Annotated in this window: 19 protein-coding genes, 1 tRNA gene and 1 pseudogene; 11 read left to right on the top strand and 10 right to left on the bottom strand. The window is 49.7% G+C overall.

The genetic code is table 11. The annotated features are described in order from the left end of the window. Positions 1-50 precede the first annotated feature (50 nt). On the top strand, positions 51-668 hold the full coding sequence (locus tag HBA93_RS16310; protein WP_121992455.1) for a LysE family translocator: 618 nt from the start codon (positions 51-53) through the stop codon (positions 666-668). A 51-nt stretch (positions 669-719) separates the two neighbouring features. Here the strand turns inward: HBA93_RS16310 and HBA93_RS16305 are convergent, their stop codons facing one another. Continuing rightward, complete coding sequence (locus tag HBA93_RS16305) at positions 720-938, bottom strand: DUF6500 family protein (protein WP_122094099.1); 219 nt, start codon at positions 936-938, stop codon at positions 720-722. Between the two features lie 506 nt (positions 939-1,444). Between HBA93_RS16305 and HBA93_RS16300 the strand changes: the two genes are divergently transcribed. Then, positions 1,445-3,442, top strand: coding sequence for an acetoacetate--CoA ligase (locus HBA93_RS16300; protein WP_221723954.1), 1,998 nt, complete (start codon positions 1,445-1,447; stop codon positions 3,440-3,442). On the opposite strand, the gene HBA93_RS16295 is transcribed toward HBA93_RS16300, so the two are convergent. Further along, positions 3,439-4,485, bottom strand: coding sequence for an AraC family transcriptional regulator (locus tag HBA93_RS16295; protein WP_221723953.1), 1,047 nt, complete (start codon positions 4,483-4,485; stop codon positions 3,439-3,441). The two genes, HBA93_RS16300 and HBA93_RS16295, sit on opposite strands and share 4 nt — an antisense overlap. A 122-nt stretch (positions 4,486-4,607) precedes the next feature. On the opposite strand from HBA93_RS16295, the gene HBA93_RS16290 reads away from it, so the two are divergent. From HBA93_RS16290 to HBA93_RS16270, 5 genes are read left to right on the top strand one after another with little or no spacing between them, the layout of a single operon-like run. Continuing rightward, a complete protein-coding gene (locus HBA93_RS16290) occupies positions 4,608-5,777 on the top strand; it encodes an isovaleryl-CoA dehydrogenase (RefSeq protein WP_286201993.1) in 1,170 nt (389 codons plus the stop codon). A 13-nt stretch (positions 5,778-5,790) separates the two neighbouring features. Then, a complete protein-coding gene (locus HBA93_RS16285) occupies positions 5,791-7,395 on the top strand; it encodes a carboxyl transferase domain-containing protein (RefSeq protein ID WP_221723951.1) in 1,605 nt (534 codons plus the stop codon). An 8-nt stretch (positions 7,396-7,403) separates the two neighbouring features. Beyond that, positions 7,404-8,207, top strand: a complete 804-nt coding sequence (locus HBA93_RS16280; RefSeq protein WP_221723950.1) for an enoyl-CoA hydratase/isomerase family protein — start codon at positions 7,404-7,406, stop codon at positions 8,205-8,207. Beyond that, positions 8,200-10,194, top strand: a complete 1,995-nt coding sequence (locus HBA93_RS16275) for an acetyl/propionyl/methylcrotonyl-CoA carboxylase subunit alpha (protein ID WP_221723949.1) — start codon at positions 8,200-8,202, stop codon at positions 10,192-10,194. Before HBA93_RS16280 ends, HBA93_RS16275 begins: the two co-directional genes overlap by 8 nt. Positions 10,195-10,230: 36 nt before the next feature. Continuing rightward, on the top strand, positions 10,231-11,142 hold the full coding sequence (locus HBA93_RS16270) for a hydroxymethylglutaryl-CoA lyase (RefSeq protein ID WP_286201992.1): 912 nt from the start codon (positions 10,231-10,233) through the stop codon (positions 11,140-11,142). Between the two features lie 50 nt (positions 11,143-11,192). On the opposite strand, the gene HBA93_RS16265 is transcribed toward HBA93_RS16270, so the two are convergent. Next, the gene (locus tag HBA93_RS16265; RefSeq protein WP_121992463.1) at positions 11,193-12,389 is read right to left on the bottom strand and encodes a winged helix-turn-helix domain-containing protein; all 1,197 of its coding nucleotides are present in this window, start codon (positions 12,387-12,389) and stop codon (positions 11,193-11,195) included. A 248-nt stretch (positions 12,390-12,637) separates the two neighbouring features. Here HBA93_RS16265 and HBA93_RS16260 point away from each other — a divergent pair, with 248 nt between their 5' ends. Beyond that, complete coding sequence (locus tag HBA93_RS16260; protein WP_121992464.1) at positions 12,638-13,486, top strand: mechanosensitive ion channel family protein; 849 nt, start codon at positions 12,638-12,640, stop codon at positions 13,484-13,486. Between the two features lie 326 nt (positions 13,487-13,812). Then, complete coding sequence (locus HBA93_RS16255; protein ID WP_121992465.1) at positions 13,813-14,250, top strand: PACE efflux transporter; 438 nt, start codon at positions 13,813-13,815, stop codon at positions 14,248-14,250. A gap of 11 nt (positions 14,251-14,261) precedes the next feature. On the opposite strand, the gene HBA93_RS16250 is transcribed toward HBA93_RS16255, so the two are convergent. Both HBA93_RS16250 and HBA93_RS16245 read right to left on the bottom strand, forming a co-directional pair. Next, positions 14,262-14,708 (bottom strand): pyridoxamine 5'-phosphate oxidase family protein, encoded by a 447-nt coding sequence (locus HBA93_RS16250; RefSeq protein WP_221723948.1) that lies wholly within the window; start codon positions 14,706-14,708, stop codon positions 14,262-14,264. Between the two features lie 65 nt (positions 14,709-14,773). Continuing rightward, on the bottom strand, positions 14,774-15,166 hold the full coding sequence (locus HBA93_RS16245) for a GFA family protein (RefSeq protein ID WP_221723947.1): 393 nt from the start codon (positions 15,164-15,166) through the stop codon (positions 14,774-14,776). Positions 15,167-16,026: 860 nt separating this feature from the next. Between HBA93_RS16245 and HBA93_RS16240 the strand changes: the two genes are divergently transcribed. Next, entirely contained in the window at positions 16,027-19,086 is a 3,060-nt protein-coding gene (locus tag HBA93_RS16240) for a cadherin-like beta sandwich domain-containing protein (protein WP_221723946.1), read from the top strand. Between the two features lie 110 nt (positions 19,087-19,196). Here HBA93_RS16240 and HBA93_RS16235 read toward each other — a convergent pair whose 3' ends face one another. The 5 genes and pseudogenes from HBA93_RS16235 to HBA93_RS16215 all read right to left on the bottom strand — a co-directional run bounded on the left by HBA93_RS16235 (position 19,197) and on the right by HBA93_RS16215 (position 20,811). Further along, on the bottom strand, positions 19,197-19,403 hold the full coding sequence (locus HBA93_RS16235) for a Y-family DNA polymerase (RefSeq protein WP_221723964.1): 207 nt from the start codon (positions 19,401-19,403) through the stop codon (positions 19,197-19,199). A gap of 17 nt (positions 19,404-19,420) precedes the next feature. Beyond that, a pseudogene (locus HBA93_RS16230) lies at positions 19,421-19,498 on the bottom strand (CsbD family protein); the annotation flags it as partial. A gap of 153 nt (positions 19,499-19,651) precedes the next feature. Next, positions 19,652-20,317, bottom strand: a complete 666-nt coding sequence (locus HBA93_RS16225) for an imm11 family protein (RefSeq protein ID WP_286201991.1) — start codon at positions 20,315-20,317, stop codon at positions 19,652-19,654. Positions 20,318-20,355: 38 nt separating this feature from the next. After that, a complete protein-coding gene (locus tag HBA93_RS16220) occupies positions 20,356-20,517 on the bottom strand; it encodes a hypothetical protein (protein WP_162994471.1) in 162 nt (53 codons plus the stop codon). Between the two features lie 217 nt (positions 20,518-20,734). Continuing rightward, positions 20,735-20,811, bottom strand: a tRNA-Arg gene (locus HBA93_RS16215). Between the two features lie 371 nt (positions 20,812-21,182). On the opposite strand from HBA93_RS16215, the gene HBA93_RS16210 reads away from it, so the two are divergent. After that, positions 21,183-22,457, top strand: a 1,275-nt coding sequence (locus HBA93_RS16210) for an SLC13 family permease (RefSeq protein ID WP_221723945.1), incomplete at its 3' end; no start/stop codon positions are given.

Below are 22,457 nucleotides of genomic sequence, written 5' to 3'. Positions count from 1 at the left end.
ACCTCTGTTAATACGTGATAGCTCCTTCTTCAAAAGAGGAAGGAATATTTATGACAGAGTGGATTGTTGTAATAACTATTACGATTTTAGCAGTCATCAGTCCCGGTCCCGATTTCGCGATGGTATCGCGTAATTCACTGACCTTATCCAGGCGTGCCGGTATTATGACTGCCGTTGGGATTGGCGCAGGCGTTTTGGTACATGTGTTCTATACCATTCTGGGTATTGGTATTTTGATACGTGAGACGCCGGCATTATTTAGTGCGTTGAAATTTGCCGGAGCCGGTTATCTTATCTGGCTTGGTTTCAATATGCTTCGCACAGGAAAATCTGATGAAGTGATATTGGATGTACCTGCCGCGTTCACTGATTTCTCAGCACTACGGGTTGGTTTTTTGACAAATGCGCTAAATCCCAAAACAATGATTTTTATTGTAAGCTTGTTCTTGCAAATTATTCAGTCGGAAACGCCGGTTGCAACACGTATTGCATATGGTCTGTTTATCGCAGGCGCACACGTGCTTTGGTTTTCATTGGTAGGTCTGTTTTTTAGTGCGCCACGCATTCGCAAATCGATTTTTTCTGTCAGGCATTGGATCGATCGGGCGTTTGGTGTGCTGATAATAGGGTTTGGTATTGCAATCGCAATGGTCAATCTGACCAGTTAAATGCTTGTGTAAAAAGACTTACACTTTGCAATTGTTGTGTTCAGCCGCAAATTAAAGTTCGCTTTGAACGATCGCTTTGATTTTTTCGGCTTTTTCAAAGTGATCCAGCTTATGAGTTTTGATCCACCATTCAGCGGCTTCCATCAACAACTCAGGATCATCATTCTTATTGGCAAAAAAGGCATAGAAAGAAAGTCCGACTTTGGTGCCTTTTTCTGCAATCTTCCGATCGCAAACTTCAATAATTTTTTGTCTTAACTCTGCGCGCAACTGATTTTCCTATTTGTATGGAGATCTGCGCACGAATTAATGGATTCTGCTCAAATAATCTATTCCGGAGACAGCTCAGGGCAAATTTACTAGAAATGCAACTGAAATTGGCGGCCTGAAGGCCTCTACTTTTTTGTCAGAGGGCGACAGTTCGCCGCTAACGTTTATCAATAGTGAGCTGACGCTGGTACTGGAGAAAAAATGAAATTCTCTCGGGACTGATCCGCACACCTGATAGTAAATTTGTCACTAATCTTGATGAGGGTTTTTGAAAGTGTGACTGATGAGCACAAGGTTGCATTGAACAAAAACCATCTGGTTGTTTCAAGCAAGGATTTGATGCCGATAATCCATCAGTGGCAGAAGGGGACTATATAATCCAAGAAACGACCCTTCGCATGCTAAATTCATTAAAAAATAAGATTCATGTCATCATCTGAGAAAGGCCAATCAGGACTTTGTCTTCTTCTGGAAAACAGCGATAATATATTGGGGAGGAGAGCCGGATGATCACAGGTGTTAATTCGAATGGAGCTGGTTCCAAGCCTTTATGGCAGCCATCGGCACAAAGAATTGCCGAGGCAAACCTGACGACTTTTACCGTAAAAGCGCGGAACATCAGCGGTTTACCTCTTGAAACCTATCAACAATTGCATGACTGGTCTGTTGAGCGACCGGAGGCTTTCTGGTCTCTGGTATGGGATGAGTGCGGTATTATCGGCCATAAGGGCGCCCGTATTCTCATTAATGCTGACAATATGCTGGCAGCGCGGTTTTTCCCCGATGCGAAGCTGAATTATACTGAAAATCTGTTGCAAAAAACCGGCAGTGACGATGCTTTGGTGTTTCGTGGTGAGGATCGTGTTCGTTCGCGCATGACCTGTGATCAGCTGCGAAGTCTGGTTTCGCAGTTACAGCAGTTTATGCTGGCGCAGGGCGTACAAGCTGGTGACCGTGTGGCGGCGATGCTGCCCAACATGCCGCAAAGTATTGCCGCTATGCTGGCCTGTGCTTCCATCGGTGCTGTCTGGTCGTCCTGTTCGCCTGATTTTGGGGTGCAAGGTGTGCTGGATCGTTTTGGCCAGATATTGCCCAAGCTGTTCATCACCTGTGATGGCTATTGGTATAACGGCAAAGCGCAGCCAACCGGTGAAAAATTAGAGCAGATTGTGCCGCAACTGCCGTCCCTGCAAGCGGTGCTGATCGTTGATTATCTTGGTACTGCTGAAGCTGTGTCCCGCGAGCTTCAAAATGGTACATCGGCCAAATGTCTGACTTTTGATCAGGCTGCAGAACAATTCGCACCATCAGAACTGCAGTTTAACCAACTTCCTTTTGCCCATCCGTTGTTTATTCTCTTCTCATCGGGCACCACCGGCATACCAAAATGTATTGTTCATTCTGCCGGCGGCACTCTGCTGCAACATGTCAAAGAGCACCGCTTGCATGCGGATATTAAACAGGGTGACCGGTTGTTTTATTTCACAACCTGCGGCTGGATGATGTGGAACTGGCTGACCTCTGGTCTGGCTGCAGGGGCCACGTTATTGCTCTATGACGGATCGCCGTTTTATCCCGATGGTAAGGTGCTGTTTGACTATGCGCAGACCGAAAACATGACCCATTTCGGTACTTCTGCAAAATATATTGATGTTTTGAGAAAAAGCGGATTGGAGCCTGCAAACAGTCATAATCTGCCGCAGTTGCGCGCTCTGTTCTCTACCGGATCACCTCTTTCTCCTGAAAATTTCTCCTATATTTATCAATTTGTTAAACAGGATATCCACCTTGCATCGATCTCCGGTGGTACGGATATCGTTTCTTGCTTTGTGCTTGGCGTGCCTGTTCTGCCCGTATGGAGCGGTGAAATTCAGGGTGCAGGCCTTGGTATGGGAGTTGCAGTCTGGGACACGGATGGCACGACGGTGATGCATGGCAAGGGCGAGCTTGTCTGTATCAAACCTTTTCCCTGTCAGCCGACAGGCTTCTGGAATGATCCGACAGGGGAGAAATATCGCTCGGCCTATTTCGACCGTTTTGCAAATGTTTGGTGTCACGGCGATTTTGCCGAACTCACGGAACATGGCGGCATTATCATTCACGGGCGTTCTGATGCCACGCTCAATCCGGGCGGTGTGCGGATTGGTACTGCCGAGATTTATAATCAGGTCGAGCAATTGCCGGAAATTGCCGAAGCGATTTGTATCGGCCAGAACTTTGCGGATGATGTGCGTATCGTATTGTTTGTGCGTCTTGCCACAGGTGCGGGCCTTGATGAGGCTTTGCGGAAACGCATCAAAGACCGTATTCGCAATGGCGCTTCACCACGTCATGTACCGGCAAAGATCATCGCAATTGCCGATATTCCACGCACCAAATCAGGAAAAATCGCTGAAATCGCGGTGCGCGATGTTATCCACGGCCGCCCAATTAACAACAAGGAAGCACTGGCCAATCCTGAGGCATTAGCTCTTTATGCAAATCTGCCGGAATTACAGGTTTAGTTTGTTGCCTGTGCTTTGTTTCTGAATGCGCTCGGTGTTTCATTTGTGCGGGTGCGGAATGCGCGCGAGAAGCTTTTCTCATTGCTGAAGCCGGTAAGAAAAGCCACACGTTTGATCGGATGTGTTGAGCGTGCAAGCAGTTCTTTGGCGCGTTCCGTCTGCACTTGTTCTTTCAATGCGCGCAAAGACGTTCCTTCCGCACTGAGGTGGCGGTGTAAACTGCGCACTGACAGGTTGAAAACACTTGCCACATCCTCGGCCACCGGCAGGCCGTTTTTTGCCATGCGTAACAGGCGCCGCACCTGACTTGTCAGTTGATGCTCACTTTTATAGGGCAGAACAGTGAGCGGCAAAGCGCGTTTGAGCATGCTGTTGATTGCAGCCTCATTCCGTTGCAGCGGGCGCTCTAGAAACTCAGCATTGAATTGAATACGCGCATTGGGGGCTGAAAAGCTGAGCTTTGGTGAGAAAAGTCTGGGGTAAATATCGGCATGTTGTGGCGCTGCATAGGGAAACTCGGCTGCGGAAAGCGGTATTCTCTCGTCGATTGCCCAGCAGGCAAAGCCTAAAACATAGCGCAGCAGTGTCACAAGACAAAACTCACGATAAGCACCGAGATCCCGCAACTCAGTGATACTGATTGTGGCAACACCATCAGCAATGTCGAGATCGAGTAAAACATCATCCGTGAGCAGGCGATGATGGCGTTTCCAGCGGTGCAGTGCAATGCCAAGCGTTGCGGCACCAAGGGATGCACGGCAAAGCATACCATAAGTGCCCCACGGTAATTTGCGGGAAAACCAGCCCAGAGCCTCATCATCCAGCTCCTGCATTGCCTCCCAGTTCAGGTCTTCAAACTGATCCGGTGTGACACGTCCGTTCTCATCAGCAAGGCTTTCTGGCGGAATTTGTGCCTTTTCCAGTGTTGCGGCAGGATCTGCCCCATATTTTGCATAGGCCAGCAAAATACAGCGGACAAAGGCCGCAGGGATGACCGCTGTCGCTTTGCCTGTATGAGAAAAGACCGAAATTTGATCCGTCATAACCGTAGTTTGTAGCTAAATGGCCGATTTTGCAACCTGTATGTCCGATCAAGTGCCGGCTTATGGTTCACACTGATTGCAACATAGGCAAGCTGCAAAACGGTTTGGGAGGACTGTTGTTGATGATACCAAGCCTTGACTTTCTTTTGGCAGAAGAAATCGCCCAGCTGCGGGATAGTGTGCGTGCATTCGCGGAGGCAGAAATTGCACCCCGCGCAGCATATATCGACAGCAGCAATCAATTTCCCGCTGATCTGTGGAAGAAATTCGGAACTATGGGATTGCTCGGCCTCACCGTGCCGGAAGAAGACGGCGGCACCGGCATGGGCTATCTGGCACATATTGTGGCTATGGAAGAGATTTCGCGCGCCTCCGCCTCTGTCGGCCTGTCTTACAGTGCTCATTCCAATCTTTGTATTAATCAGATTTTCCGCAACGGTAATGCAGCGCAAAAAGCCAGATATTTGCCCAAGCTGATTTCCGGTGAGCATGTCGGTGCTTTGGCAATGTCTGAGCCGGATGCGGGCTCTGATGTTGTGTCAATGAAACTACAGGCGCAGAAGCAGGCAGACCACTATAGCCTCAACGGCTCGAAAATGTGGATTACCAATGGCGGCGATGCAGACGTATTGGTTGTCTACGCAAGAACCGGCGCCGGCAAAGGGCCGGAAGGCATAACCGCTTTTCTCGTTGAAAAAGGCATGGCCGGTTTCAGTCATGGCGCGCATCTTGATAAGCTCGGCATGCGCGGCTCAAACACATTCCCGCTATTCTTCGATAATTGTCTTGTGCCTGCGGAAAATGTGCTCGGCGGTGAGGGCAACGGCGTTAAAGTTCTGATGTCGGGGCTTGATTATGAGCGTGTGGTTCTGAGTGGCGGGCCGCTCGGTATCATGGCTGCCTGCATGGATATTACGCTGCCTTATATGCATGAGCGTAAGCAGTTCGGCCAGCCGATCGGCGATTTCCAGCTTATGCAGGGCAAGCTTGCCGATATGTATTCCACATGGCAAGCCGTGCGCGCCTATATCTACGCCGTCGGTGCGGTATGCGACCGGAATAACCATTCCCGAACTATGCGCAAAGATGCGGCAAGCGCCATCCTTTATGCTGCAGAAAAAGCGACATGGATGGCCGGAGAAACAATCCAGACACTCGGCGGCTGCGGCTATACGAATGATTATGCCGCGGCACGGCTGTGGCGCGATGCCAAATTATACGAAATCGGTGCAGGAACTTCAGAAATCCGCCGGATGCTGATCGGGCGCGAACTGATGGCTGAAACCAGATAGCCAAGGGATGAGCATGAGTGTTCTGAAAACCGGTATCAACCTGCAGAGCGAAGAATTTACCGCTAATCACACTGCTATGCGCTCTCTGGTGGAAGAACTGCGTGACCGTAGTCAGATTGCTTGTGCCGGAGGCGGGGAGGCCGCATCGGCACGGCACAAGGCGCGGGGCAAATTGCTGGCGCGTGAGCGTATTGATCTGCTGCTGGATGCCGGTGCGGCTTTTCTGGAAATCGGACAGCTTGCCGCAAACGGGCTTTATGACAATGATGCGCCGAGTGCCGGTCTTGTTGCCGGTATCGGCTGTGTTTCCGGCACCCAATGTATGATCATCGCCAATGATGCGACGGTTAAAGGCGGCACCTATTATCCGCTCACGGTCAAAAAACATCTGCGTGCGCAAGAGATTGCCGAGCAGAACTATCTGCCTTGCATCTATCTGGTGGATTCCGGCGGTGCCTATTTGCCGAGACAAGATGAGGTGTTTGCTGATCGCGAGCATTTCGGCCGGATTTTTTATAATCAGGCGAATATGTCGGCAAAAGGCATTGCGCAGATTGCTGTGGTGATGGGCTCCTGCACAGCAGGCGGGGCTTATGTGCCTGCAATGTCAGATGAAACGATTATCGTGCGCAATCAGGGCACAATCTTTTTAGGCGGGCCGCCACTGGTCAAAGCGGCGACAGGTGAAGTGGTAACAGCAGAAGAACTGGGTGGCGCAGATGTGCACACCCGCCAGTCCGGTGTGGCCGATTATCTTGCGGAAAATGATGCCCATGCACTGGCAATCGCCCGTCGGATCGTTGCCAATCTGAATATCACGACAAAACCTGATCTGCTCAATGGTGGTGAAGAACCACTTTATCCGCCTGAAGAGCTCTACGGCATTATTCCTGCAAATGCGCGTCACCCTTATGATGTTCGTGAAGTTATTGCGCGGCTGGTTGACGGCTCACGCTTTGATGAGTTTAAGGTACGATATGGTACGACGCTTGTTACCGGTTTTGCGCAGCTTTATGGCGCAACGGTCGGTCTCATTGCCAATAATGGCATTCTGTTTGGTGAATCCGCGCAGAAAGGCGCGCATTTTATCGAGCTTTGCGCGCAACGGCATATCCCATTGGTTTTCCTGCAAAATATCACCGGTTTTATAGTCGGGAGAAAATACGAGAATAACGGCATTGCCAAAGACGGCGCGAAGATGGTGACGGCTGTGGCGACCGCGCAGGTTCCTAAAGTCACAATGCTGATCGGCGGTTCCTTTGGTGCCGGTAATTACGGCATGTGTGGCAGAGCCTATTCGCCTCGCTTTCTGTGGACATGGCCGAATAGCCGCATTTCGGTGATGGGCGGTGAACAGGCCGCAAGCGTGCTTGCCCGTGTGCGGCGTGATGCCTTGGAAGCGCGGGGAGAAAGCTGGAGCACTGCGGATGAGGAAGCGTTTCAGGCGCCGATCCGCGAGCAATATGAAACGCAAGGCAATCCTTATTATGCAACGGCGCGTCTTTGGGATGACGGGATTATTGACCCCGCACAAAGCCGCCGCGTTCTCGGTCTTTCACTAGCCGCCGCGCTGAATGCTCCGGTGAAAGAAACCAAATTCGGTCTTTTCAGAATGTGAGGCAAATCATGTATGAAGCCTTGGAAATTACCCGCAACGGCGCCGTGGCAACCATCTGGATGAACCGGCCGCAACGGCACAATGCGTTTGATGCCGCACTTATTGCAGAACTGGCACAGGCCTTTACGCAGCTTGGTGCGGATGAACAGACCCGTATTGTTATTTTGGCCGGTCATGGAAAAAGCTTTTCCGCAGGCGGCGACCTGAACTGGATGAAAGCTGCCGGAGAGGCTGGTTTTGATGCCAATCTTGCCGATGCGGAACAACTGGCGCAGATGTTCCGCATTCTGGCTGAGCTTCCCAAGCCGACAATCGCGCGTGTACACGGTGCGGCATTGGGGGGCGGAATGGGGCTTGCAGCTACCTGCGATATTTGTATTGCCTCAACACAAGCAATTTTTGCCACATCCGAGGTCAGGCTCGGCATTATTCCTGCGGTTATCAGCCCCTATGTATTACGGGCAATTGGTGCGCGTCAGGCTTCACGCTATTTTTTGACTGCCGAGCGCATTGATGCTGCAAAAGCCTTGCAAATCGGTCTTGTGCATGAAGTGGCAGAAGCGGATGCGCTTGATGCAGTAATTCATGAGCTGACATCGGCTTTGCTATATGGCGGCCCGCAGGCGCAGGCTGCTGCTAAGCGGCTTCTTCATAATGTTTCAGGTAAGATGATAAACGATATATTGGTACAGGAAACTGCGCATATTATTGCTGCTCTGCGCATGAATGCGGAAGCCCGTGAAGGCCTGAGTGCTTTTCTCGATAAGCGGGCACCAGCATGGATAAACCGGACAGGATCAGATGATGTTTGACAAGATTCTGATTGCCAATCGCGGCGAAATTGCATGCCGTATCATTAAAACTGCCCGCCAAATGGGTATCCGTACGGTTGCCGTTTTCTCAGATGCTGATGCGCAGGCCCGGCACGTACGACTTGCAGATGAGGCCGTTTATATCGGTGCTGCTCCAGCGCGGGAATCTTATCTCGACGGGGCAAAAATCATTGCTGCGGCAAAAGCTACGGGCGCACAAGCCATTCATCCTGGTTATGGATTTCTCTCCGAGAATGAAGCTTTTAGTCTTGCCTGTATGCAAGCCGAAATAGTCTTTATTGGTCCGCCGGTTGAGGCTATCCGCGTCATGGGTTTGAAATCGCAGGCGAAAAAACTGATGGGGGCGGCGGGCATTCCGCTAATCCCCGGTTATCACGGAGAAGATCAGGCTCCTGAAAACCTGCAAAAGGAAGCTGATGCGATCGGCTATCCGGTGCTCATTAAAGCATCGGCAGGTGGCGGCGGCAAAGGTATGCGGCTTGTTGAAAGGTTTGAGGATTTTACGCCGAACCTGTTCGCCTGCCAACGTGAGGCACAAGCAGCTTTCGGCGATGACCATGTGTTGATCGAACGCTATATTACCCGCCCGCGCCATGTTGAAATTCAGATTTTTGGCGACAGTCACGGCAATTATGTTTCGCTGTTTGAGCGGGATTGCTCGGTGCAACGCAGGCACCAGAAGGTTGTTGAGGAAGCACCGGCACCGCATTTTTCCGAACAGCAACGCCGTATCATGGGCAAGGCAGCCACAGATGCCGCGCGTGCAGTGCATTATGCGGGCGCAGGCACGGTCGAATTTATTGTCGCTCCTGACGGACAGTTTTACTTCATGGAGATGAATACCCGTCTTCAGGTGGAGCATCCTGTGACGGAAATGATAACCGGTCTTGATCTTGTGGAATGGCAATTGCGTGTTGCAAGCGGTGAACAACTGCCGGTTACGCAAGAGGATTTGTCTCATTCCGGCCATGCTATAGAGGCGCGTATTTATGCGGAAGACCCGTCAACCGGATTTTTACCATCAACGGGCAAGCTCGTGCATTTTCAGTTACCCGAAGAGAGTGCTCATGTGCGTATTGATGCAGGTGTTGAGGAGGGAGATGTAATCAGCCGGTTCTATGATCCGATGATCGCCAAGCTGATCGTCTGGGATGAGACGCGTGATAAAGCTCTGCGCCGCATGGAGCGCGCATTAGCTGATATGCAGATTGCGGGTGTTGCCAGCAATATTGAATTTCTCTCGCGTCTTGTGACTTGCCGTTCCTTTGTGCAGGCTGATCTTGATACGGGGCTGATTGAACGTGAGGCTGCAGCACTTTTTGAGCCTCAAGAACTGCCGGCAGAAATGTTTTTATTGGCGACGCTGGCGCAATTGCTGCATGAGGCCAGTGGAGCGGCGCTCAACTCTTTCCTGCAACGGCGAGATGGTTTCCGGCTCAATACGCGGGTCAGGCGCGATCTGACTTTCCGCTCTGGTACGATAACGCATATTGTCTCTGTGACCTATCAGGATGCAGGATACCGGTTGCAGGCAGGATCGCTGGATGTTGCCGTGACAGGCTGGCAAGACAAGGGCAGTCGCATCATTGCGGAGATCGACGGGCTGCGTAAAACTTACACGGCAGTCAGACTGGACAATTTCATCTACCTTTTTACAGACGGGCAAAGCTGGAAGTTTGAATGGCTGGATCCGCTTGATGTGTCGCCTGATCATGGAACGGGGCATGACGGGCTCGTGGCACCGATGCCCGGCAGTATTACCGCTCTTTTGGTAGCAGAAGGGCAGCAGGTTGCAAAAGGAGCACCGCTTCTGATCGTGGAGGCCATGAAAATGGAATTTAAAATTACTGCACCTGCTGCGGGCTATGTGAAAGCGTTCCGTTGTGCGGTGGGGGATCAGGTTAATGAAGGTGCGGAACTGGCTGATTTTGAAGGGGTTGATGAAATAGTGAAAACTGAGACTTAAGGAAACCTGATCAGCATAAATTGGCGGGAGATTAAAATGGGAGAGCGTGTCAGAATAGTGGAGGTTGGCCCGCGCGATGGTCTGCAAAATGAAAAACAGATTATTGATACATCCGTCAAGCTTGAACTGATCGAGCGTCTCGTTGCGGCAGGCTTGCGTAATATTGAGGTGACATCTTTTGTATCTCCGAAATGGATACCGCAAATGGCGGATCAGTCGGCGGTTATGCAGGGACTGAAAACGCATCAAGGTGTTTCCTATTCGGTGCTCACACCTAATTTGCAAGGTTTTGAGGCCGCAGTGGCAGCAAATGCAAAAGAAATTGCCGTTTTTGCTGCAGCTTCCGAGACTTTCAGCCGGAAAAATATCAATGCCAGTATTGCGCAATCATTGGAGCGTTTCGCGCCTGTGACAGAGCAGGCTCTGAAAATGGGAATAAAAATTCGCGGTTATGTTTCATGCGTACTGGGCTGTCCTTATGAGGGAGATGTTGACCCGCAAGTGGTCGCGCGCATCTCCAAAGAGATGTTTGACATGGGCTGCTATGAAATCAGTCTGGGCGATACGATTGGTGTCGGCGTGCCGGATGAAGTGAGCCGGCTGATCGAAACTGTTGGTGCGCAGGTTCCTCTTACGGCGCTTGCCGGACATTTTCACGATACATACGGGATGGCTGTCGCCAATGTTGTCGCTGCTTACACCTTGGGTGTAAGAACATACGATGCTTCTGTTGCAGGACTTGGCGGTTGCCCTTATGCAGCGGGCGCTACGGGCAATGTGGCGACAGAAGATCTTGTCTGGCTGTTTAACCGGACGGGTGTGGAAACCGGTATCGACCTGAAACAACTGGTAGATTGTGCAGTCTGGATCAGCGCTCAGCTTGGCCGCTCACCATCCTCACGGGTTGCTCAGGCCATTAGCCGCCAATCCTCTGCGGGAACTATCTGAAGATATCAGAGGGAAAACTAATTAATTGAAGCTGGAGCAGTGATGTGCTGCTAACTGCGCAACCAGTCCGGCAGATATGATAGTTCTGCCAGTTTCAGAAATGACGCGATACGTTCCAACTCGGCCTGTAAAGCTGCAATGCGATTTTTACCCATTTTGATACTTTGTTCCGGCCAGAATGCAGTAATGACGAGCTTTTTATCTTCCCGCTTAGCATCAATACGGCCAATGAGCCTGTCACCCTGCATAACCGGAAATATGTAATAGCCATATTGGCGTTTCGGTGCCGGTACAAATATTTCAATACGATAATAGAACCCGAAAAGTTTTTCAGCCCGCGCCCGATCACGCAGGGCAGGGTCGAAAGGTGATAAAACCCGCACACGTGATGATGGTTCCGGCAAGTCAGACAGGGAATTCAGGAGTGCTTCCGTAGAGTAGCAACGCCGCAGAGAGCCGTCAGCCATTTCAACATCAAGCTCGACGAGACGACCTGCAGCTTTGGCTTCAGCACACCAGTTTTTTGCTTCATCGCGTGATACAATGTCAAAAAACGCAGCAAGTTCGCCACTGGTTGCAAAGCCCAGGCGATCCATCGATGCGGACATTGCCCAGTCAATAATCTCTGCTTCATGCATTTGAGAGCGTTGAAACGGCTCCGGTATGACCCGCTCCGTCAGATCGTAAAATTTGCGAAAACCTTCACGATGGCTGATTGCCAGTCGCCCTGAGCGCCACAAAAATTCCAAAGCGGTTTTTGAAGGGTGCCAGTTCCACCAGCCGCCGGATGAAGCAGGGGTGTCGCCACGGACATCGGAGGAGGTGGTCGGGCCGTGTTTTTCGACATGCCCCAATATTTCATCGAACTGTGAAGCCCAGCCGTCCCGTCGCCATTTGGACCATCGATGTTTCATACGTGCTTCGTCACGGGCAAATTTCAAACGCCACATCGGAAAAAACTGCATGGGAATAATTGCAGCATCATGGGTCCAATGTTCAAATGCATTGCGTTCAGACGCAATCAGTTTGTTGAGCGCTTCGGGTTGATAGCGGCTGCGACGCGACCACAGAATAAAATCATGCGCCCGCGCAAGTGTGTTCACGCTGTCGACCTGCACAAATCCAAGATCTGTTAAAACACCGGAGAGATCTGCACCTTTGCCCGATCCGGTTTCACGACTTAAAAGCTGATGCCGGTGAAGAAAAAGACGGCGCGCATCACGGTTGTTTAATAATGCGTCAGGCATTGGCGATCCTGTTCATGAAAGATATTCGCAATTTCTATCACGGCGTTTGTGATGAATCTATGATGCCTTTCTGCCGGAAATATATTCTGCATTTCAGAGCTTTCAGACTGAAACAAATTATGTGCCCGTACTCACAGTGATTTCCGCCATATTCCCTTGTCTTAAACCTCTGGTGCATTAAATTATTGACGGATAAAGAGCTATTTCACCATTTTCGCTGCTATCAAACATTAAACTGAAGATGACACATGCAGGAACAGACAGCTGAATTTATTCAAAATACCAATGCCCTTGCTCTCCAGATTTCCAATCTCGTTTTAAGCTATTCGCTTTCAACAGTCGGCGCGATCATCATTCTCTGCGTTGGCTGGATTATTGCAGGGATTTTGCAGCGGTGGACGCGGCAATCGCTTTCTAAATTCAAAGGCTTCGACCAGACGCTCGTTGTGTTTTTCAGCGCATCTGTTCGCTATGGCATTCTGGTTGTCGTTCTGGTGATGGTGCTGGGGCAGTTTGGTATCCAGACTGCTTCAATTCTCGCCGCATTGGGTGCGGTTGGTCTGGCTATCGGTCTGGCATTGCAAGGCACATTACAGAATATTGCTGCCGGTATCATGTTGCTGGTTTTGCGCCCTTTCAAAGTCGGTGAATATATTAATGCGGGTGCAATTGCCGGCACTGTGCAGGAAATCGGACTGTTTTCGACAGAGCTGAAAACCTATGACGGGCTTTTTGTTATGGCGCCCAATTCGGTTCTCTGGAACACACCGGTAACCAATTTTACACGCCACAAAGCCCGTATGCATGATTTTAAAGTCGGGATTGGTTATGAGGATGATGTACAAAAAGCCTTCACTATTCTCAAGACCATCATTTCCGAGCAAAAAGGTGTGCTGAAAACACCGGAACCGATTTATTTCGTGTCCCAGCTGGCAGACAGTTCTGTGGTTATCAGTTGTCGTTACTGGATTGAATCTTCGAATTATTTCACGGTCAGCAACACAACAACAGAACGTGTAAAATCTGCATTCAGCGATGAGGGGATTAACATTCCTTATCCGCAGGTTACTTATCATCGTTCTGAGGTGACGAGTTAATTCTGCAGTTAAATGTGATGTGCGGGCGACCAAAACTCTGTCCGCACGTCACTCACAGTCACTTTAGCTTGATCTAATTTGTAGAGGCTCATCTGTTGACATATCCGGTTGAGGCTCTTATTTCTGCGTTTCGCAGATGGAAAACCGCGATCTGCTGATTTTTCCCGTTTTTATGAGTGCCGGGGCGTGCCGGCTCACAAGTCAGATTTTCAGGATGTGTCCCGGTTAAACGGATACATTTAACGCTTTGTGACATGCACATCCGAGAATCCAGAACGAGCAGAGTGGGCGCAGTGAATGCGACATATTCTGCTCAGGAGCTGTCTATGTTCGTGCTTAAACCGCTTAAGCGGCGTATTGTCTATGTCGGTACTTTTGAACTTATTGCGATTGCCGCTTCAACTTTGTTACTGATGTTTTTGAGCGGCGGTGATGCGCAGGGCTCTCTGCCGGTTGCTGTTGCCGTTTCTCTCATCGCTGTGACATGGAACTACACATTTAATCTCATGTTTGAGAAATGGGAGGCACGCCGTCAGGCAACCGGACGCAGCGTCTGGGTGCGTATTGCTCATGCTTTCATATTTGAGTTCGGCCTGTTCGTGATTATTATTCCGATTTATATGGTCTGGTATTCTGTCGGCTTCTGGAAAGCTTTTCAGATGGAAGCTGTGCTCTTGCTGTTCTTCCTGATTTATACGTTTGTTTTTACGTATATTTTTGACATGATCTTTACGTTGCCGCAGGCAATGGTTGCGGCTGAATAATTCAGTCATTCTCAGGGCTGCGCTTGATGACCGGTCGTTTCAAGAACCGATATTCTGAAATATAAAGGTTCTAACGGCCGTTCTTCACCACGCAAAATGGTTTTGACATAAGCGGGTTCCCACCAGTTCGCACCGGCTGCCAGCAGCTCATGTGCGTGATAATACAGGCTGTCTTTGCTCAGGGATTTGGGTATTTCCTCAAAATGACCGGAAATAACCAGACAGCGCCAGTTATTGGAGCCATGAACATCTGAGAAGCTGATGCATACATTGCGGTTTGCTCTCATAAGCTCCATTTTCTTTCCCTCAGAAGTCAGGGAATAGAGATAACCGTTGCTGTATATGAAACGGAGCGGCACCACATAAGGCTTATCTTCAACAGAGCAGGCCAGATAGCCGATGCCTACATGGCGCAGCATTTCCTCAACTTCCGGACGGGGCATGTCATGGATTAACATCGTGACCTCCGTGAATATGCGGATATAGTTCAATATAGCACATCCGTAAGTTCGCGGTTCAGATTTTATTCCTCCTGACGGCGCGTGGAAGTGCGGTTTCGTTCATATTTTTTCTGAAGCGGAAAAGGCGGAAGCCATGCTTCGCGGCGAATGGTCCATAATTCATAGGTTGGTATGAACCGGTTCGGTTCATCAAATGAACCGAGATTTACTTCAATTTCATCATCTGATCGCCCGAAGACCGTAGAGCCGCATTGCGGACAAAAATAACGTTCTGCATAGCTGCGGGTTTCACCGCTTACAGTGACAGCCTCTTGCTGGAAGATTGCTGATGCATGGAAAAGGGCACCATGATGCTTGCGACAATCCAGACAGTGGCAAATACCAACCCGATATGGCTTTCCCGTTGTGGTAATCCGCACATTTCCGCAAAGACATCCGCCTGCAAACGTCTCCATGGGTTTTCTCCGGTATGAGGTAAGAAAGACATTATTCCGTTCAGAACCTGAGAAAAGCAAGGATCGGTTTACCGTACATTATTGTTTTTTGCTTTTATCAGGGATTTATCGGGGCTTGAATGGGTATCAAAGAGGGGAGTTACTTTTTCGCCGGATGCCGGCGCGTGTTCGCTCACAGGTGACAGGGAGAATGCGCTTAAGAAATATCCGCCTGCTGATCGAGAGTGATTGGGAAGGAGAGGCTGAATGGCTTGAAAGATCCTGAGTGTTCCAGACACGAACTGATGATCCGGCTTTCCAAGCCTTGCTCATCCATACAGCTGCGCTGTGCCGGAGGGCATGTGGGACAATGTCAGATAGACCCGCTCGTTTAACGCAAAACTCTTCTTAATGTTTAATACGCATTTGCCGCAATACTCGAGAACATAAGACGATTGTCGAGCTTCATATGCTTCTTGCAAAGCATTCAAGGCACTTTCAGTCATTGGTACAATTGCTCGACCTTTTCTGTTTTTGTCGCCAACGATACCCAGCCTGATTAGGCGGCGGCGGTAAGAGCAAGCACACAAAACAGTTTCATATGCGGGGATGCACAGCCTTCAACGAGCTTGTTATATTCTTCCTTTCTGCCAGCCAGATATTGAGCCTGAGTATACTCACTACAAATTTGTTCAGTTAACTGCGACAATTGCAATATTCGCAGTGGCGCATGATGTCGTTTGGGAGGGCGATTTAGGAAATACGGCGTTTGCCGTATTTTCTTGCTTTTGTTTTCATGTATCGAATAGCCCTCTTATCGCTCATGTATTTTAGTGACGATAAAACTATTACTATTCGCTGCGGCAGGGGGAGTTCAGGCAATGGGGGCACTGAGCGCGTTCGGCATTCTTAGATGGCGTCAATACGTGATCGCTGTGCTGGGAGTCATTGGTTTACTGTTATCTTCAATCGGCGCCCAGTCAGCCCCGGTTACTTCAGAGCAATATTTCAGTGGCTCAAATAATACATCAATATCCAGCAGGTTAACAGCTGTCGGAGATAAGATTAAGTTTGAGTTAGTTAGTGCCCCGAGCCATGGAATGATCGTGTTAAATGCCAATGGAGCTTTTACATATACGCCGGTTGCCGGCTTTACGGGCGACGATTCTTTTCGTTATCAGGTGGAAGAAACCGGCCCACCCTATGAATACTCGGTTAATACAGCTTATATCACCATATTCTACCCAGTTCCAAAGGTATTATCGGTTAATGTTCCTGCTAATGGTTATTACAAAGCAGGATCAAAGCTGGTCTTCTCTGTGAATTTTGACCAGCCGGTATTTGTAACGGGCACACCGTTATTATCGATTACTGTAGGTTCGGATATCAAGTCCGCAGAATATGCAAGCGGTAGCGATACCAATGTCCTCACATTTTCTTATACAGTTCAGTCCGGCGATATGGATGGGGACGGAATTACGATTGGCTCAATTACGGCTAACGGAGGGTCAATCAGGAGCAGCGCAAATGAACCGGCGGCATTAACTTTATACAATGTCGGAGCTACCTCAGGAGTGCTTGTAAATACTGCTAGCCCTACGGTCACACTATCAAGTTACTCTTCACCATATGATACCTTGAAAGTTGTAACAGTTAAATTTTCTGAGGCAGTTACCGGATTTGCCGCAAAGGATATTAATATTTCACTATCTGGGTCCGTGTTAGGGTCTGCCTCCGCTCCGACAACAAGTGATAACATCAATTATACATTTATGATCTTGTCGGCAGGTGTCGGTAACATAGCTGTCAGGGTGCCCGCCGGATCTGTCGTCAACCTGGCGGGAAACAGTAATCTCGGTTCTAACGAGCTGAATCTTCAACTTGTTGCCTCCCAAAACGCGAATTTACACGACCTTATTCCCAGCGCAGGTACTTTAGCGCCTGGCTTTGCTCCTAACACGACCTCATACACGTTGAATGTCGCACATGATGTTGAGAACATCACGCTCAGACCATTCCTTGGAGATGTCAACGCAACGGTTGTTGTTAACGGGGTTCCGACATCTTCTGGAGCAGCCAGCGGTGCAATTCCATTAATGGTCGGGAGCAACATGGTTACAACGACTGTAACTGCGCAGGATAGAGCCAGCACGAAGGCCTATACCGTCAATGTCATCCGCGCTCAGTCGGACAATGCCGATCTGGTGGGACTTGTTCCAAGTGCCGGAAGCCTTGATCCGGCATTTTCGCCAAGCGAGATGGATTACACCATAACGGTTCCAACTGAAACATCGTCGTTACAATTGACGCCGGCCTCTGCTGATCCGGCTGCAACCATCACGATTAATGGAGGCACCGTTGCCTCCGGTAACGCAAGCAGTGCCCTACAATTGGGTATTGGCGATACGACCCTGACAGTTGTCGTTACTGCGCAAAATGGAACGACACGCAGCTATAGGGTGAATGTCACGCGAGCCGCGTCGGCGGATGCTACGCTAACAAGTCTTATTCCTAGCGTCGGATCTCTGGACCCGGTATTTGATAAAGAGACGCTCAATTATTCTCTGAATGTTGAGAATAGTGTTGAGAATATATCCTTCGTTCCAATGGTATCAGAGCCGGCGGCCCGGGTAAGAGTAGCAGGAAGTACTGTTGCGTCAGGAAGTTCGAGTGCTCCAATGGGGTTGGGTATCGGCGCGAACATGGTTTCGATTGTCGTGACTGCTCCAAACGGGAACAATCGCAACTATACGGTTGTTGTCAGCCGCGCAGCACTGGTATTTCCGGATCCAACACTCGACCCAGAAGTGATCGGTTTGCTGAATGCGCAAACAAGCACTGCAAGACGTTTTGCGCAAGTTCAAATACGGAATTTTCAAAACCGGCTTGAGCAATTGCATAATGAAGGTGACAGGAGAAAGTCCAGTTTAGCTGTAAGGCTCGGCGGACAATCGCCGGCACAGCAAACAGCGAACCAAAGCGATCCGGATTCGTCAGGGTCTGAAATAAGCAATGCAGTTCTTGGTTATGCTCCCGAAAAGCGCAATAATTTTCCGGGTAAGGCAATTGGGCTGAAGGCCCCGGAGCAGCCTGCACCGGCTTTGGATCCTGATTTGGGGCCATTTGCTTTGTGGAGCAGCGGATTCGTCAATTTTGGTGAGCGCGATAGCGGCAAAATCGATCTGGACTATACGCTTGTCGGGGTGAGTGGCGGTATCGATTATCGGTTCTCGGAAAAGCTCGTCGCCGGTTTTGGTGCGGGGTACGGGCGGGATCGGACAGATATTGGTAACAACGGCACGGAAAGCCGGGCCAATGCTTACAGCGCTGCTGTTTATGGTAGCTACAAGCCGATTGAAAATTTCTTCATTGATGCGTTGGTGGGCGGGAGCATTCTGGATTTTGAATCAACCCGTTTCATCACACCAGACGGAGATTTGACTGATGGCAAACGTGATGGACGCCAGCTGTTCGGATCGCTGACAGCTGCGTATGAGTTTCGCCGGGAAACTTGGTTAGTTTCCCCTTATAGCCGGCTTGAAATGTCGCGCTCATGGCTCGACGGATATGCGGAAGGCGGTGAAAGCATCTACCGGCTGACCTATGGCAATCAAACCGTGGATACCGTCACGGGTGTGGTTGGTCTGCGTGCCAATTATGCCATTGACTATACATGGGGTCGTTTGACACCGGGTGTGCGGGTAGAATATGCGCATGATTTCCAAGGGGCGAGCCGTGCAGCAATGGGGTATAGTGCGCTTGGCGGGCTTCCTTATGTTCTCGACATCAAAGGCGAGGGGAGCGATAGCGGAAATATCGGTTTATCGCTTGATTTTAGTTTCGAGAATGCCTGGACTACAGGGATTGAATATCAAACCGGTTTCGGTGGCTTTGGCGCGCGAGATCACGCGTTTGCATTAAGGATTGGTGCGAAGTTCTGATTTAGGGCAACCCGTCGCTGAAGCGACTCTTGGCGAATTTAAAAGCGGGGCTTAGGTTCCGCTTTTTTATGTCTGATATTATAAACCTAGTGGCTTTCCTAAAACACAACCTAGTGTAACCCGTAAGTTATAGTGCATAAGCCTAAAAAATAATCAAAATACTGCGCAACGCACATCATTTTTACCTGCATAAATATAGCCTCACGGACCCGCATGACGTTTTTCACGTTGTAAACCTTGGCTTCTTTTGAGCAGGCAATGACTGCTGTGCGATCTCTGCCGGTAAAAGGCACGACGCCGACCGGTCGCCCGCGCAGACGCTTGTCGCATTGTGCTGTTCACGGCGACCATTAATTTGGTCAATGTCATCATCAGTGAGTTTACCCCACTGCTCTTTGACTTTGTCTTTGATCTGCTTCTAATTACCCTCAACTCTGTTCCAATCCATGGGGATTCTCCTTCGTTTAATGGTGTTGGTACATGGTAGTAACGGTACAGTCCGGCAATGGTTCAAAAAAACCTGATAAAGTTTTCAAGTTTAGCAATGTCCGTAAATGACCCCTTGTCAGATATCGGCTACATCGCGCAGCCGTATGCCGGAGAAGTTGGCCGCACTCAATGCATCAAACATCGCGCGATCGCAGATGGGAGGTGCTCCCATGCGATCCTGGCGGAAAATATGGACATCTCCCACAATATTCTGTTTGAACACCAAGCTGGCTCCGCCGACGAGGCTATAAAGTTTCTCGTCCTCGCCGGTCTGATAATTGTGGTCGAGCTTGATCCTCACGCGAGAGGAGGCCTCATCCAGGGCATCGATTCTGCGCAGCACATTGCCTAGGTAGTACTGAGGGCCGGGGCTCCCGTCAGCAAGGCTGAAGTCGCATGCCACAAATGCAAACGCCTCGGCGTCCATCTGCTCGAACAGTAGCTTCAAAGGCTCCGACACAATCCATATGCCAGCGAGTTCTTCCAGATCGCGTGGCATTCCGCCCTTCTCCGGTACGTGAACCAGATGGGGACGCTCCGGATATTGATCTGGCATTCCGTCAGGACGCGCGACGACATTCATCCCCGGATGGATCAGTTTATCTTCGTTGGCAATTTCTATGCCGGGAACCCTGCTGTTGCCCAAGAAGCTGGCGTCAACCAGGAAAAATTCGCCCTTATGAGATGCGGCTTCGACTGAAATTTCAATGGCGGTCGGATCGGTCACGGTGGCTTCCATCATGATTGCGGGGGCAGAACGGGAAAGCAGTTGAGCCGATGCTAGGCCGCGACACCGGCAAATCTCTCACTCATAGAAGTTGCGATTTTAATCGCTCCGGTTTCGCTGAATGCAGGGCACATTTCCCCAAGTGTAAGTTTTGCCTTGGCCTTGCGGTAGGGCATGATGATGAATTTTTCAGCAGTTTTGTCAGCAACAGACATTCGGGAATCTTAATTAATGTTCCTAAAATGTTCTCGTATTTGAAAAGAGTCAAGATGCTCAGCCATCAAATTTAGCAGCACGCATTGAAGCCTGTGAAAAGCGTTGATGACTGAAATCCTGATGATAAATCTGAAGCATACAAGGCTCAGTTAACCGCAAATAGTTCATTTGAACCTGTGGTCAGTGCCAGGAAATATCTTAAATCATTGATTTTATTGGCGCACCCGACAGGATTCGAACCTGTGACCTCTGCCTTCGGAGGGCAGCACTCTATCCAGCTGAGCTACGGGTGCGCAGTCGCTTTTGATATAAAGCAAAGCCGTTCTAACCCAAGCGATCTTTCGTATCAATGGGGTATGGCCGAATTGATTGCAGATTATGTGCGTAACTTTGCGGTTGCTATCATTGATTTCTGACACACCGCCTTATCCCTGTCAGGTCTTTTTCATCGTGCAGCATTTATGTAACCGGATGAGTGGCTGGTTTCTCTCTCTTAGGGTAGAGGCTGGGCAATATTTGGTATAGTTTATGCTGACAAACCGCGCTTATAGCTGAAATTTTAAGATGCGTATGATTCTGCGCCGGTGCAATTTTTGAAATAAAACGGAATAATCTCATGCCTCAGCCGTTAGCCCTGATAAGAAATATATAAGGGCTCTGGCTAATGGCAGAACAATCACTTCATAATATTACAAGACTTACACCGGCAAAACTGACTGATAATTCATCAAAAGCTGTTGTGCCGGTATCTGCAATGCCGTTGAAACAGGTGAAGCAAATCATTGCGGCACTGATCCTTGGTTTTTCAGCTATTTTGATTTTCGGAGCGATCGACGGGCTGACCATGCCAATGCGGGTGTCCGTTGCGATTTTTGTCATTACTCTTGTTTGCTGGGTGATACTGGATCTGCCGGAAACGCCGGTGGCGCTCAGTGGTGCAATCGCACTGGCTGTTACCGGAACCGTGAGTAATGAGGCTGTCTATGCAGCGCTTGGCAAAGATATAATCTGGCTGATGCTGGCGGCTTTTATTCTTGCGGCTGTTTTGCAGGCATCAGGTTTGATTGAGAAGTTGCTGCTGCGCAATCTGACAAGGCTGAAATCCGTTCGGTCGCTATTTTATCTGCTGACATTATTTGTCTTCATGACGGCATTTATCATTCCTTCCACCTCTGCGCGTGCAGCGATTTTATTGCCTGTTTATGTGGCAATTGCCGGTTCGGCAGTCAGCGCCGGTTTTACCCGTGCTTTGGCCTTGTTATTCCCCACGATTATTCTGTTGTCTGCCGGTGCATCACTCACCGGTGCAGGTGCACATCTGGTCGCTGCGGATTTCATCAGCCGAACCGGTGGTCGTGAAATGGATTTTCTCAGCTGGATTGCTTTTGCCGCGCCATTCTCACTGCTTATCAGTCTGATTGCCTGCGAGCTTATTCTGCGTTTGTTTTTGAATCCTGAAGAACGCAGGCAATCGCTGCCGCAATGGACGGATAAGCAGGACGAAACAGCACTGACACGCCAGCAGAAAATGCTGTTGCTGATTACCGGCGCAACGGTGGTGATGTTTGCCACCACGGCATTACACGGTATTGATATGCCATTGATTGCCTTGATTGCCGCATTGCTGGTGACATCTGAAAAGCTCTCACCGGTTTCCTTTAAAAAAGCACTGAAACTGGTGGAGTGGAACCTGCTGCTGTTTTTAGCCGGTACTCTGGTAATTGGCGAGGCGCTGCTCACCACCGGTACTGCGGAACTGATCGCACAGCGGATGCTGAGTGCTTTTGGTGCCGGACTGGCCGGGTATCCGGCGCTGATTATCGGTTTTGCTGCGATCACGACGACCTTGGCGCATATTGTTATTAATTCCCGAACTGCCCGCGCTATTGTGCTGATACCTGCACTTTGTCTGCCGCTGGCCGGTCTCGGAATTGCAGTC

It is taken from the genome of Ochrobactrum sp. SFR4 (genome assembly GCF_019730395.1).
GTDB lineage: Bacteria > Pseudomonadota > Alphaproteobacteria > Rhizobiales > Rhizobiaceae > Pseudochrobactrum.
This window is presented reverse-complemented; position numbering and strand designations above follow the sequence as displayed.

Excerpts from the sequence above, each read along its gene's own strand:
- HBA93_RS16240 (WP_221723946.1), top strand. The coding sequence starts at position 16,027 with ATGGGGGCACTGAGCGCGTTCGGCATTCTTAGATGGCGTCAATACGTG.
- HBA93_RS16250 (WP_221723948.1), bottom strand. The coding sequence starts at position 14,708 with ATGTTAATCCATGACATGCCCCGTCCGGAAGTTGAGGAAATGCTGCGC.
- HBA93_RS16265 (WP_121992463.1), bottom strand. The coding sequence starts at position 12,389 with ATGCCTGACGCATTATTAAACAACCGTGATGCGCGCCGTCTTTTTCTT.
- HBA93_RS16295 (WP_221723953.1), bottom strand. The coding sequence starts at position 4,485 with ATGACGGATCAAATTTCGGTCTTTTCTCATACAGGCAAAGCGACAGCG.
- HBA93_RS16285 (WP_221723951.1), top strand. The coding sequence starts at position 5,791 with ATGAGTGTTCTGAAAACCGGTATCAACCTGCAGAGCGAAGAATTTACC.
- HBA93_RS16310 (WP_121992455.1), top strand. The coding sequence starts at position 51 with ATGACAGAGTGGATTGTTGTAATAACTATTACGATTTTAGCAGTCATC.
- HBA93_RS16280 (WP_221723950.1), top strand. The coding sequence starts at position 7,404 with ATGTATGAAGCCTTGGAAATTACCCGCAACGGCGCCGTGGCAACCATC.
- HBA93_RS16220 (WP_162994471.1), bottom strand. The coding sequence starts at position 20,517 with ATGTCTGTTGCTGACAAAACTGCTGAAAAATTCATCATCATGCCCTAC.
- HBA93_RS16245 (WP_221723947.1), bottom strand. The coding sequence starts at position 15,166 with ATGGAGACGTTTGCAGGCGGATGTCTTTGCGGAAATGTGCGGATTACC.
- HBA93_RS16275 (WP_221723949.1), top strand. The coding sequence starts at position 8,200 with ATGTTTGACAAGATTCTGATTGCCAATCGCGGCGAAATTGCATGCCGT.
- HBA93_RS16260 (WP_121992464.1), top strand. The coding sequence starts at position 12,638 with ATGCAGGAACAGACAGCTGAATTTATTCAAAATACCAATGCCCTTGCT.
- HBA93_RS16270 (WP_286201992.1), top strand. The coding sequence starts at position 10,231 with ATGGGAGAGCGTGTCAGAATAGTGGAGGTTGGCCCGCGCGATGGTCTG.
- HBA93_RS16225 (WP_286201991.1), bottom strand. The coding sequence starts at position 20,317 with ATGATGGAAGCCACCGTGACCGATCCGACCGCCATTGAAATTTCAGTC.
- HBA93_RS16255 (WP_121992465.1), top strand. The coding sequence starts at position 13,813 with ATGTTCGTGCTTAAACCGCTTAAGCGGCGTATTGTCTATGTCGGTACT.
- HBA93_RS16290 (WP_286201993.1), top strand. The coding sequence starts at position 4,608 with ATGATACCAAGCCTTGACTTTCTTTTGGCAGAAGAAATCGCCCAGCTG.
- HBA93_RS16300 (WP_221723954.1), top strand. The coding sequence starts at position 1,445 with ATGATCACAGGTGTTAATTCGAATGGAGCTGGTTCCAAGCCTTTATGG.